This is a genomic window from Burkholderia sp. 22313, assembly GCF_052045245.1.
GTDB lineage: Bacteria > Pseudomonadota > Gammaproteobacteria > Burkholderiales > Burkholderiaceae > Burkholderia.
The window spans coordinates 6,862-19,119 of sequence record NZ_JBQEON010000004.1; the positions used below are offsets into that span (position 1 = coordinate 6,862).

The 12,258-nt window shown below is 66.3% G+C and carries 11 protein-coding genes and 2 pseudogenes; 8 read left to right on the top strand and 5 right to left on the bottom strand.

Going from position 1 to position 12,258, the window contains the following annotated elements:
• Nucleotides 1-259: pseudogene (locus tag ACTJKF_RS04855) on the top strand (histidine ABC transporter permease); the annotation flags it as partial.
• The gene (locus ACTJKF_RS04860; RefSeq protein ID WP_440622444.1) at nt 256-969 is read left to right on the top strand and encodes an ABC transporter permease; all 714 of its coding nucleotides are present in this window, start codon (nt 256-258) and stop codon (nt 967-969) included. The pseudogene ACTJKF_RS04855 and the gene ACTJKF_RS04860, both read left to right, overlap by 4 nt.
• Before the next feature lie 32 nt (nt 970-1,001).
• Here the strand turns inward: ACTJKF_RS04860 and ACTJKF_RS04865 are convergent, their stop codons facing one another.
• Entirely contained in the window at nt 1,002-1,856 is an 855-nt protein-coding gene (locus ACTJKF_RS04865; protein ID WP_440622445.1) for an RNA-guided endonuclease InsQ/TnpB family protein, read from the bottom strand.
• Between the two features lie 89 nt (nt 1,857-1,945).
• Between ACTJKF_RS04865 and ACTJKF_RS04870 the strand changes: the two genes are divergently transcribed.
• A complete protein-coding gene (locus ACTJKF_RS04870) occupies nt 1,946-2,725 on the top strand; it encodes an ABC transporter ATP-binding protein (protein ID WP_440622446.1) in 780 nt (259 codons plus the stop codon).
• Here ACTJKF_RS04870 and ACTJKF_RS04875 read toward each other — a convergent pair.
• A pseudogene (locus ACTJKF_RS04875) lies at nt 2,718-2,948 on the bottom strand (hypothetical protein); the annotation flags it as partial. The gene ACTJKF_RS04870 and the pseudogene ACTJKF_RS04875 sit on opposite strands and share 8 nt — an antisense overlap.
• 646 nt (nt 2,949-3,594) lie before the next feature.
• Here ACTJKF_RS04875 and ACTJKF_RS04880 point away from each other — a divergent pair.
• A complete protein-coding gene (locus tag ACTJKF_RS04880; RefSeq protein WP_440622448.1) occupies nt 3,595-4,680 on the top strand; it encodes a porin in 1,086 nt (361 codons plus the stop codon).
• 179 nt (nt 4,681-4,859) lie between these two features.
• Here ACTJKF_RS04880 and ACTJKF_RS04885 read toward each other — a convergent pair whose 3' ends face one another.
• On the bottom strand, nt 4,860-5,198 hold the full coding sequence (locus ACTJKF_RS04885) for a P-II family nitrogen regulator (protein WP_006398637.1): 339 nt from the start codon (nt 5,196-5,198) through the stop codon (nt 4,860-4,862).
• A 103-nt stretch (nt 5,199-5,301) separates the two neighbouring features.
• Nucleotides 5,302-7,017: an NAD+ synthase gene (locus ACTJKF_RS04890; RefSeq protein ID WP_440622450.1), complete on the bottom strand. Its 1,716-nt coding sequence runs from the start codon at nt 7,015-7,017 to the stop codon at nt 5,302-5,304.
• 109 nt (nt 7,018-7,126) lie between these two features.
• Between ACTJKF_RS04890 and ACTJKF_RS04895 the strand changes: the two genes are divergently transcribed.
• Both ACTJKF_RS04895 and ACTJKF_RS04900 read left to right on the top strand, forming a co-directional pair.
• Nucleotides 7,127-8,305 (top strand): GNAT family N-acetyltransferase, encoded by a 1,179-nt coding sequence (locus ACTJKF_RS04895; protein ID WP_440622451.1) that lies wholly within the window; start codon nt 7,127-7,129, stop codon nt 8,303-8,305.
• A gap of 79 nt (nt 8,306-8,384) precedes the next feature.
• Complete coding sequence (locus tag ACTJKF_RS04900) at nt 8,385-8,981, top strand: GIY-YIG nuclease family protein (protein ID WP_440622452.1); 597 nt, start codon at nt 8,385-8,387, stop codon at nt 8,979-8,981.
• Nucleotides 8,982-9,037: 56 nt separating this feature from the next.
• On the opposite strand, the gene ppa is transcribed toward ACTJKF_RS04900, so the two are convergent.
• On the bottom strand, nt 9,038-9,565 hold the full coding sequence (gene ppa / locus ACTJKF_RS04905) for an inorganic diphosphatase (RefSeq protein ID WP_006753432.1): 528 nt from the start codon (nt 9,563-9,565) through the stop codon (nt 9,038-9,040).
• A 389-nt stretch (nt 9,566-9,954) separates the two neighbouring features.
• Here ppa and ACTJKF_RS04910 point away from each other — a divergent pair, with 389 nt between their 5' ends.
• Both ACTJKF_RS04910 and ACTJKF_RS04915 read left to right on the top strand, forming a co-directional pair.
• Entirely contained in the window at nt 9,955-11,394 is a 1,440-nt protein-coding gene (locus ACTJKF_RS04910) for an aldehyde dehydrogenase family protein (protein WP_440622453.1), read from the top strand.
• An 84-nt stretch (nt 11,395-11,478) separates the two neighbouring features.
• Nucleotides 11,479-12,237: an SDR family oxidoreductase gene (locus ACTJKF_RS04915; RefSeq protein WP_440622454.1), complete on the top strand. Its 759-nt coding sequence runs from the start codon at nt 11,479-11,481 to the stop codon at nt 12,235-12,237.
• Nucleotides 12,238-12,258: the final 21 nt, after the last annotated feature.

A 12,258-nucleotide genomic window follows, 5' to 3' on the forward strand; every position in this document is an offset into this window, starting at 1 on the left:
CCCGCAGATGATGCGCTTCGCGCTGCCGGGCATCGGCAACAACTGGCAGGTGCTCGTGAAATCGACCGCGCTCGTGTCGATCATCGGCCTCGCGGACGTCGTGAAGGCGTCGCAGGACGCCGGCAAGGGCACGCTGCGGTTCTTCTTCTTCACGCTGATCGCCGGTGCGGTCTACCTCGCCATCACGACGATCTCGAACTTCGTGCTGATGTGGCTCGAAAAGCGCTACTCGACCGGTGTCCGCAAGGCTGACCTATGATCGAACTCATCCAAGAATACTGGCGCAACTACCTCTACACCGACGGCTTCAGGATCACCGGCGTCGCGATCACGCTGTGGCTGCTGGTCGTGTCGATCGGCCTCGGCTTCTGCCTGTCGGTGCCGCTCGCGGTGGCCCGCGTGTCGAAGAAGAAGTGGCTGTCGGGCGCCGTGTGGCTCTATACGTACGTGTTCCGCGGCACGCCGCTCTACGTGCAGCTGCTGCTCTGCTACACCGGCCTCTACAGCCTGCAGGCCGTGCGCGGCACGCCGCTGCTCGATGCGTTCTTCCGCGACGGGATGCACTGCACGCTGCTCGCGTTCACGCTGAACACCTGTGCGTACACCACCGAGATCTTCGCGGGCGCGATCAAGGCGACGTCGTACGGCGAGATCGAAGCCGCGCGCGCATACGGAATGTCCACCTTCACGATGTATCGCCGCGTGATCCTGCCGTCCGCGCTGCGCCGCGCACTGCCGCTCTACAGCAACGAAGTGATCCTGATGCTGCACGCGACCACCGTCGCGTTCACCGCGACCGTGCCGGACATCCTGAAGATCGCGCGCGACGTGAACTCGGCGACCTACATGTCGTTCCACGCATTCGGTATCGCCGCCCTGCTCTATCTCGTGATCTCGTTCACGCTCGTATGGCTGTTCCGCCAGGCCGAGCGTCGCTGGCTCGCGTATCTGCGCCCGCAAGGCAAGTAAGTTTTGCAGGACTATTTGACGTCCTCCCCTACCTAACGGCGGCGGGGAATTCCCACACCTGGCGATGCACGTCCGCATCGGAGAATGTTCAGCGCAGCGTTGGTATCTCGATCATGCAAGACACCGCACTCACTGCAGGTCCACTCTCTTATTCGCAGTCCCGCGATACCTTTCGGCCGCGTCGGGCTGTCTTTCGACCCGCACGCCGAACAAGACTGGGTGGAACCGCTTTCGTCGACTTCCTCGAACGTGACCCCGTGCGCCATCGCCTTGTAACGGAGCTTGTTTCGGAAGGACGACCAGGATGCGTCGTAGACGCTTTTCGCCATCCTGGTTTTGGCAAGTTTGACGGGCGACACGTTGCCGACCACGATGTAATCGAAGCGCCGCACCAGATCGAGTGCCAGCTTGTGTTGGAAATCGGCACGGGCATTCGCGACCTTGGCGTGCAACTTCGCGATATGCCGCTTGTGCTTGCGCGCCCGTTGCGCTTTCGCCAGTTTCTCGGCCGCGCGTCGGCCGAACCGATCGTTCGGCAGCTTCTCGCCCGTCGAAAGTGTGGCGAAGTCTTTCAGGCCGAGATCGATGCCGACACCGGAATGGATCGGGCGGGCCTGAACATCGGGCATCTCGATCACGATATTCAAGAACCAGTTGCCACGCGCATCCTGCGCAAAGTTGGTTCCGTCCTTGATCTTGCCTTCAGGAAGCGGGCGACTGTTGAACACGCGAAAGGTGTTGCCGGCGAAGCGGAATGCGTCGCCTTCGCGTTTCAGGGCGTGCTTCTGCGTATCGTTGCAGAAGTTCCAGACGTAGTTCACCGCACGGCTCTGCTTGTTAAGCAGTCCGTTGAGCGACTTCACCCGGTAGCGATAGACAAGAATCATGCCGGTGATCCTAACCCGTGGAAGAAGCTGCCTGTCAACAGCGCTCCTTTCCTTCCCGCCATCAATGGCGGCGTTTCTCCGAGTAACTGATGAATTCCCAGACCCAGAAGCTGTTCGTCGACGATCTCCACAAGCGGTACGGCGACAACGAGGTACTCAAAGGCGTGTCGCTGAAGGCGAACTCGGGCGACGTGATCAGCGTGATCGGTTCGTCCGGTTCCGGCAAGAGCACGATGCTGCGCTGTATCAACTTCCTCGAGCAGCCGAACGCGGGCCGCATCGTCGTCGACGGCGAGGAAGTGCGCACCACGAAGGACAAGACGGGCGCGCTGCGCGCGGCCGATGCGAAGCAGCTGCAGCGCGTGCGCACCAAGCTGTCGATGGTGTTCCAGCACTTCAACCTCTGGTCGCACATGAACGTGATCGAGAACGTGATGGAAGCCCCCGTCAACGTGCTCGGGATCCCGAAGAAGGAAGCCGAGGAGCGCGCGCGCGAATATCTCGAGAAGGTCGGCCTCGCGCCGCGCGTCGAGAAGCAGTATCCGTCGCACCTGTCGGGCGGCCAGCAGCAGCGCGTCGCCATTGCGCGCGCGCTCGCGATGCATCCGGACGTGATGCTGTTCGACGAGCCAACGTCCGCACTCGACCCGGAACTCGTCGGCGAAGTGCTGAAGGTGATGCAGAAGCTGGCCGAGGAAGGCCGCACGATGATCGTCGTCACGCACGAGATGGGCTTCGCGCGCAACGTGTCGAATCACGTGATGTTCCTGCACCAGGGGCGCGTCGAGGAAGAAGGCGTGCCGTCGGAAGTGTTCGCCAATCCGAAGAGCGAGCGCCTGCGCGGGTTCCTGTCGGGCAGTCTCAAGTAACGCACGCGCCCTCGCGTCGCGATGCACGAACGGGCGCCATGCGGCGCCCGTTTTGCGTTTGCGCGGCGTCCACCGGCGTGCCGTCCGCGAACGCGCGCAGCGCATCGCCGACGAGCCGGTAGCGCACCCATTCGCTCTGCGGCGCGGCGCCGATGCTTTCGTAGAAGCGGATCGTCGGCGCGTTCCAGTCGAGCACGCTCCATTCGAAGCGCCCGCAGCCGGCAGTTTCTTCATCTGGACATGAACAGCACGCAGGCACCGACGCACACCGGTGGTTGCGCGCGCAGCTGCTCGATGCACGGCCGGCGCCGGGCTGAGTCCGACATGCTGATACGGCAAGCGGTTCCGGCATCGCGCCGGCGACGGCGGACCGGCGTCAATTCATTACGAATTGCTTACCCACTCCACCTCTTCGGCGCTTACGCTCGCACTCCGGCAGCGTCAATAGTGGCAATCCTTGACCCATCGTCACGAAATCCGTGCCGCCCTTGTCGGGCAAGGGTTTTCCGGTAATCGACGACCTCCCTGGCATCCGGCGCGCACTGTGTTGCATGGCAATTTGGCGACATGTGTTAGTCAAACAACGATTTTCATCGCCACAAAATTGTATTTTTGCTAAATTAGTAACCAAAGTAGCAAAACGAAGTTCGTGAAATGTAGTTTGGCTTCACGACACGACAAGGAGACCCCGCAAGCCGACCCGGCCGCGCGGGACCGCCCAACGGTTTTCCGTCCGCTTGCCCGCGTGCCGCGCTTACCGGCCCTGCACGAGGTCTCCGTGGTTATCCCGCTTTTCGCTTTTGCCTGGCGCTCACGGCTCCGGGCATCTCGTGCAGTCTGGGTTGACTTTTTGACAGGGTATGGAGGAGATGATGAAGAAAGCTTTGGTCGCGGCCGCGCTGATGGCTGCTGGGGTGGTTACGGCGCACGCGCAGAGCAGCGTCACGCTGTATGGTCGCCTGGATGCCGGCCTCGAGTACATGAACGGCCTGCAGGACGGCCATCGCTACCGTGCGGAAAGCGGCGACTGGGGCACGAGCCTGTGGGGCTTGAAGGGCAGCGAAGACATCGGCGGCGGTAACAAGGTCGTGTTCCACCTGGAAGGCGCGTTCAACACGATGACGGGCGGCCTCGGCACGAGCGGCTCGATCTGGGATCGTTTCGCGACCGTCGGGATCTCGAACGACCGCTACGGTACGCTGCTGCTGGGTCGCGAACTCGCGATCGCGAACGGCGTGTGGGACTTCGATCCGCTGGGCCAGTCGAGCTGGTCGTCGGCATCGCTGGTGCGCGGCCGCAACTGGAACAAGACCAGCAACAACGTGTCGTACCAGTCGCCGTCGTTCTACGGCCTCGACTTCTACGGCCAGTTCGCGTTCTCGAACTCGACCAGCTTCAACGGCAACACGACGGCCGGCCAGCCGGGCCGTGCCGCCGGCGCGCAAATCACGTACACGAACTCGCTGTTCCAGTTGCGCGGCATCTACGACGAAACGCGCGACAGCAGCGGCCGTTTCTCGGACGTGTTCAACTACTCGCGTGAATACTTCGCGGGCGCGAACGTGTTCCTCGGCCAGTTCAAGCTGCAAGCGGCTTATCAGGCGTCGCACGCTGACGGCAGCGGCGGCCCGGCCGTCAACAACGGCATCACCGGCACCCAGCAGGTCTGGGGCGGCGTGACGTGGCAGGCAACGCCGGCGGCAGCGCTGATCGCGGCCGTGTACCACGTGAACGCCAACCACGGCGGCGGCAACGCGAACATCTACACGGTCGGCGGTTCGTACAACATCTCGAAGCGCACGCTGTTCGACCTGCAGGTCGCGACGGTGCGCAACAGCAAGACCGCGAACTTCGGCCTGAACGCGAACGGTGCCGGCACCGCCGTGTCGACGGGCAACCCGCATGCGGGCGGCAGCCAGACCGGCGTCTACGCCGGCATCCAGCACCTGTTCTGATCAGGCGCCGTCCGGAGAACGATTCGACAACACTTTCCACGCTGCTGCGAGAGGCGCGTATCGGTGCGGTACCCATCCGGGTATCCGCACCGTTTTTTATTGGCGGGCCGCATGCGTGCGGCCCGCGGCCCTTTCGGCCGAATCAGCCGAGAGAGCGCCGAATCAGCCGGAAGCCGCGCTCAGACCGCCGCTTCGTTCTCTTCGCCGGTGCGGATGCGGATCACGCGCTCGACGTCCGACACGAAGATCTTGCCGTCGCCGATCTTGCCCGTGCGCGCCGCGCCGATCACCGCATCGATCACCTGGTCGACCTGCGCTTCCGCGACGACCACCTCGATCTTCATCTTCGGCAGGAAGTCGACGACGTATTCCGCGCCGCGATACAGCTCCGTGTGCCCCTTCTGGCGGCCGAAGCCCTTCACTTCCGTCACCGTCAGGCCGGTGAGGCCCACTTCGGCGAGCGCTTCGCGGACTTCGTCCAGCTTGAACGGCTTGATGATGGCGGTGATGCGTTTCATGATGGTTGTCCCTCAATGCTCGTTTGGATGAAAAATCGCGGTCCCGATTGTAAGCCGTAAGTGTAAGCCGTAAGCCGGCCACCCGCGTACGGCGCGGCGCGGCTCAGTCGAGACGTTCGGTAAAGCGTGACGTGACCGGATAACGCCAGTCGCGCCCGAATGCGCGATGCGTGACGCGAATGCCGATCGGCGCCTGGCGGCGCTTGTATTCGTTGACCTTGATGAGCCGCGCCACGCGTGCGACGTCGGCCTCCGCATAGCCGGCCGCGACAATCTCCGCGAGCGGCAGGTCCTCTTCCATGTACATCCGCATGATCGCGTCGAGCACGTCGTACGGCGGCAGGCTGTCCTGATCCGTCTGGTTTTCGCGCAGCTCGGCCGACGGCGCGCGCGTCAGGATCCGCTCGGGGATCACGTCGCGCGAGCCGTAGTCGGCGGTCGCGTTGCGATAGCGGCACAGCTGGTAGACGAGCGTTTTCGCGATGTCCTTGATCACCGCGAAGCCGCCGGCCATGTCGCCATACAGCGTGCAGTAGCCGACCGCCATCTCGCTCTTGTTGCCGGTCGTCAGCACGATCGAGCCGAACTTGTTCGACAGCGCCATCAGCAACGTGCCGCGGATGCGCGCCTGGATGTTCTCTTCCGTCGCATCCTCCGCGCGGCCCGCGAATTCGACCGCGAGCGCGGCGCGGAACGCGTCGAACATCGGCGCGATCGCGATCTCGTCGTAGCGCACGCCGACGCGCCGCGCCATCTCCGCCGCGTCGGTGGTCGAGATGTCGGCCGTGTAGCGCGACGGCATCATCACCGCGCGCACGCGCCCGGGCCCGAGCGCGTCGCAGGCGACCGCGAGCACCAGCGCCGAATCGACGCCGCCCGACAGCCCGATCAGCACGCCGGGAAAACCGTTCTTGCCGATGTAGTCGCGCACGCCGGTCACGAGCGCGCGATACACCTGCGCGTCGACCGGCAGCTCGGGCGCGATCGCGCCGGGCAGCGGGCGCGCCCCGTCGAATTCGACGATCGCGTGCCCTTCGTCGAACTGCGGCATCTTCGCGACGAGCGCGCCCTCACCGTCTAGCACGAACGAGCCGCCGTCGAACACGAGCTCGTCCTGGCCGCCGACGAGGTTCACGTAGACCATCGGCAAGCCGGTTTCGCGGATCCGGGCGCGCAGGATGTCGATACGCAGCGCTTCCTTGTTCATGTGGTACGGGGAGCCGTTCGGGATCAGCAGCACCTGCGCGCCGGCGGCCTTCGCGATCTGCGCGGCCGACGCATGCCATGCGTCTTCGCAGATGATCACGCCGAATTTCACACCGTTCAGCTCGAACACGAGCGGCCGCGCGTCGGTCGCGAAGTAGCGCTTCTCGTCGAACACGTCGGCGTTCGGCAGATCCTGCTTGCGGTAGGTGCCGGCGATCTCGCCGCCGACGATCAGCGACACGGCGTTGTAGGTGTCGGCCGGCGGCACGCCGCGCTCGATCGGGCGGTTTGCATTACCATCGACGGCTGACGCGCGCGCATCGCCGGGATCGGCGCCCCTTCCGCGCAACGGATGACCGACCAGCACCGCGAGCCCGTCGAACGCGCGCAGCGCGTCGGCGAGCGCGTCGAGCGCCTCGGCGGCGGCGGCGTAGAACGCGGGCCGCAGCAGCAGATCCTCCGGTGGATAGCCGGACAGCGCGAGTTCGGGCGTGACCATCAGCTGCGCACCATCGTTGTGCGCGGCGCGGGCGGCCGCGACGATCCGCGCGACGTTGCCGGCGAAATCGCCGACGGTGACGTTGATCTGGGCGAGAGCGAGTCGGGTCTTCATGACGGGATCGGCGCAACCCGGCGGCGCGCCCTGAACGGCTGACGAAAACGCCTCGGACGCGGGCCACGGCGGCACGCATCCGGCGGCATCCAACAGTACGGATTCACGCTTGAAACACGAACGCATCGATTATCGCACGGGCATCCTGTCGTCTCCCGCGGAGGTGCCGGCCGACGAATGGAACGCGCTGCTCGAGCGCGACGCGCAGCCGACGCCGTTCCTGCGCCACGAATTCCTCGACGCGCTGCACGTCGCGCGCTGCGCGGTCGGCGACACGGGCTGGTCGCCGCACTTCGTCACGCTGACCGACGCGCGAACGGGCCGGCTCGCGGCCGCCGCGCCCGTCTATGCGAAACAGCATTCGTACGGCGAATACGTGTTCGACTGGGCGTGGGCCGACGCGTACCAGCGCAACAACCTGTCCTACTACCCGAAGCTGCTGTGCGCGGTGCCGTTCACGCCCGTGCAGGGCACGCGCCTGCTCGCGGCCGACGACGATGCGCGCCGCCGGCTCGCCGCCACGCTGCTCGCGTTCGCCGAGCAGAGCGACGTGTCGTCGCTGCACGTGCTGTTCCCGACCGGCGACGAAGCACGGCTGCTCGAATCGATGGGGATGATGCTGCGCGAAGGCGTGCAGTTCCACTGGCTCAACGACGGCTACCGCGACTTCGACGACTTCCTCGGCACGCTCGAGCAGAAGAAGCGCAAGAACATCCGCGCGGAACGGCGCAAGGTGCGCGATGCCGGCGTCACGTTCCGGCGGCTCACCGGCGACCGGATCACCGATGCCGACTGGCGCTTCTTCTCGCGCTGCTACCGGCAGACCTACCGCGAACACTATTCGAGCCCGTACCTGAATCTCGACTTCTTCCGCGCGATCGGCGCGACGATGCCGGAGAACCTGCTGCTCGTGATCGCCGAAGCCGACGGCCAGCCGATCGCGAGCTCGCTGGCCGTCTACCGGCGCGGCGCGAACGGCAACGGCGGCACGCTGTACGGCCGCTACTGGGGCGCGCTCGAGCACGTGCCCTGCCTGCATTTCGAAACGGCCTACTATCAGTTGCTCGAGTTCTGCATCGAGGCCGGGCTCGACACGTTCGAAGGCGGCGCGCAGGGCGAGCACAAGCTCGCACGCGGCTTCCTGCCGACCGCCACGCATTCCGCGCACTGGCTCGCGCATCCGGCGTTCTCCGATGCGGTCGCGCACTTTCTGGCACGCGAGACCGCGCAGATCCACGCCTACGTCGACGAATTGCGCGAACACGATCCGTTCCGGCGCGGCCCGTGACGGCGCCGCCCATCGCATCGCTTGCGGCGGCGCGCGCCAATTCTGCGACACTGACGGCTTCGCATCCCGCCGCCTTCCCATGTCCTGGTTTCTGTATCTGATCGAGTGCGTCGACGATAGCGTCTACACCGGCATCACGAACGACGTCGCCGCGCGCTTCGACCAGCACGCATCCGGCAAGGGTGCGCGCTATACGCGCTCGCGCAAGCCGCGCGCGCTGCTCGCATCGTTCCCGCTGCCCGACCGGTCGATCGCGTCGCGCGTCGAGTACTGGGTGAAGCGGCTCACCGCCGCGCAGAAGCGCGAACTGGCAGCCGGGACCCGGACGCTCGCATCGGTGTTGCCGGCCGGCATGCCGATCGACGGATGCGTCGTTGCGGACGGATTGCAGGCTGGCCAGCGCGGGCGGAAGAAGGTGAAGGACAAGGGCGCCGAGATCGCGACGCAGCCGGCCGACACGGACAAGCCCGCGAGGAAAACCGCGAAAGTCGGCAATGACGGGAAAGCGTCCGGATCCACGAAGACGAGGATCGCGAAACCCGGGCCAACCGCACCGGCTCCCGCGACGGCAAAGGCCGTACCGGGCGGGGGCGCCCTGCCCGCACGCATGCGCGCACGAAAGAAACCCGCCCCGCGCGCCACGCCGCGCGCAAAACAAAACCGCGCGGCCTCCTGAGGAGACACGCGCGGTTTGCGTTCCGAACGAACCGGCCGCGAGGCCGGCCAGCCGGATTACTTCTTGTAGTTGGCGGCGCCGTCGGTGATTTCCTTGTGCGCGGCATCGATGCCGGCCCAGCCTTCGACCTTCACCCACTTGCCCTTCTCGAGCGCCTTGTATTGCTCGAAGAAGTGCTTGATCTGGTCCTTCAGGTACTCGGGCACGTCGTCGATCGACTTCAGGTTCGCCGTCATCGGGCAGACCTTGTCGTGCGGCACCGCAACCAGCTTCGCGTCGACGCCCGACTCGTCGGTCATCTGCAGCATGCCGAGCACGCGCGAACGCACGATCGAGCCGGCCAGCAGCGGGAACGGCGTGATCACCAGCACGTCGACCGGATCGCCGTCGCCCGACAGCGTCTGCGGGATGTAGCCGTAGTTCACCGGGTAGCGCATGCCGGTACCGATGAAGCGGTCGACGACGAGGAGACCCAGCTCCTTGTCCGCCTCGTACTTCACCGGATCGCTTTGCGCGGGGATCTCGATGATCACGTTGAAATCGTGCGGCAGGTCCTTGCCGGCCGGAACATGATTGAAGCTCATGAGCGCTCTCTGTTGGTCGATGGGAATTCGGGACAGGGCGCCGCAGCCGTTGCTCCGCCGCGGGCGTCCCCGCAGGGAATGCGCCATTATAGCCAATCGACCGGTGGCGTCCTGATGACGATCGGCGCGATAATCGGTTCCGGATGTCCGGCCATCGAATGACAGCCGGCATTGCACGTCGACCACAAGGCATCAGGCCCGGGTGAGCGATGAAGCGCCAGTTCGGGTCGACCGCGAAGCAGGGGACCCGGGTGAACGCTGAAACGCCAACTCGGGTCGACCGCGAAGCATGGGACCCGGGTGAACGCTGAAACGCCAACTCGGGTCGACCGCGAAGCATGGGACCCGAGTAAGCGCTGAAGCGCTAACTCGGGTCGACAGGAGCTGGCATGGAAGAAGCGAAGCACTTCATCGCAGGCGAATGGACGTTGCCCGCGCAGCTGGAGACGATTCCGGTCGTCGACCCATCCGACGGCCAGCCGTTCGCGACGATCGCGCGCGGCACGGCGCCCGACATCGAGCGCGCGGTCGCCGCGGCCCGCGACGCGTTCGCAGGCCCGTGGGGCGCGGCAAGCGCCGCCGAGCGCGGCCGCGTGCTGATGCGGCTGTCGGCGCGGGTCGCCGACCATCTCGAGGAACTCGCCGCGATCGAAGCGCGCGACACCGGCAAGCCGCTGAAGCAGGCGCGCGCCGACGCCGCCGCGCTCGCGCGCTACTTCGAATTCTATGCAGGCGCCGCAGACAAGCTGCACGGCGAAACCCTCCCCTATCAGGCCGGCTACACGGTGCTGACGGTGCGCGAACCGCACGGCGTCACCGGCCACATCGTGCCGTGGAACTACCCGATGCAGATCTTCGGGCGCAGCGTCGGCGCGGCGCTCGCGGCCGGCAACGCATGCGTGGTGAAACCGGCCGAGGATGCGTGCCTGTCGGTGCTGCGCGTGGCCGAGCTCGCGGCCGAAGCCGGGTTGCCGGCCGGCGCACTCAACATCGTCACCGGCTACGGCCATGAAGCGGGTGCCGCGCTCGCGCGCCATTCCGGCATCGACCACATCTCGTTTACGGGCTCGCCCGCCACCGGCAAGCTGGTCGCGCAGATGGCCGCCGAGAACCACGTGCCCGTCACGCTCGAGCTCGGCGGCAAGTCGCCGCAGATCGTGTTCGCCGACGCCGATCTCGAGGCCGCGCTGCCGGTGCTCGTATCGGCGATCGTGCAGAACGGCGGGCAGACCTGCTCGGCCGGCAGCCGCGTGCTGATCGAGCGCGCGGTCTACGAGCCGCTCGTCGAACGGCTCGCCACCGCGTTCAACGGGCTGCGGGTCGGCCCGAGCCGCGCCGATCTCGACTGCGGCCCGCTGATCAACGCGAAGCAGCAGCAGCGCGTGTGGGATTTCCTGTCCGACGCGCAGCACGACGGCATTCCGATGGCCGCGCACGGTCAGGTCGTCGCCGACGCGCCCGAAAGCGGCTTCTACCAGGCGCCCGCGCTGTTGCGCGACGTGCCGCCGTCGCACCGGCTCGCGCAGGAGGAAGTGTTCGGCCCGGTGCTCGCCGCGATGCGCTTCGTCGACGAAGACGAAGCGGTCGCGCTCGCGAACGGCACGCCGTACGGCCTCGTCGCCGGCATCTGGACCCGCGACGGCGCACGCCAGCTGCGTCTCGCGCGGCGCCTGCGCGCCGGCCAGGTGTTCATCAACAACTACGGCGCGGGCGGTGGCGTCGAGCTGCCGTTCGGCGGCGTCGGCCACTCGGGCCATGGCCGCGAGAAAGGCTTCGAGGCGCTGTACGGCTTCACCGCGCTGAAAACGATCGCGATCCGGCACGGCTGAACGCGGCAAGCCGGGCCGGCCGGAACCAACCCCGTCGGCCGCGAACCGACATACCACGCACCCTTCCAACACAGGAGACACACCATGCGGTTGAGCGGCAAGACGGCCATCGTCACGGGCGGCGGTTCGGGCTTCGGCGAAGGCATCGCGAAGACCTACGCGCGCGAAGGCGCGAACGTCGTCGTCAACGACCTGAACGGTGCGGCGGCCGAGCGCGTCGCGAGCGAGATCGCGCTGGCGGGCGGCAAGGCCATCGCGGTCGCCGGCGACGTATCGCACGACGCCGACTGGCGCGCGCTGCTGCAAGCCGCGCTCGACGATTTCCATGCCGTGCAGATCGTCGTGAACAACGCCGGCACCACGCACCGCAACAAGCCGGTGCTCGACGTGACGGAAGCCGAGTTCGACCGCGTGTACGCCGTCAACATGAAGAGCCTGTTCTGGAGCGTGCAGACCTTCGTTCCGTATTTCCGCGCGCAGGGCGGCGGCGTGTTCGTGAACGTCGCGTCGACGGCCGGGGTGCGGCCGCGCCCGGGCCTCGTCTGGTACAACAGCACGAAAGGCGCGATGATCACCGCGAGCAAGTCGCTCGCGGCCGAGCTGGGCGCCGATCGCATCCGCGTGAACTGCATCAACCCGGTGCTCGGCGAAACGGGCCTGATGACCGAGTTCATGGGCTGCGAGGACACGCCGGAGAACCGCCGCCGGTTCCTCGCGACGATTCCGCTCGGCCGCTTCTCGACGCCGCAGGACATCGCGAACGCGGCCCTTTACCTCGCATCGGACGAAGCCGAGTTCATCACCGGCGTCTGTCTCGAAGTCGACGGCGGGCGCTGCATCTAGCCGCACGATCGTGGCGGCGCC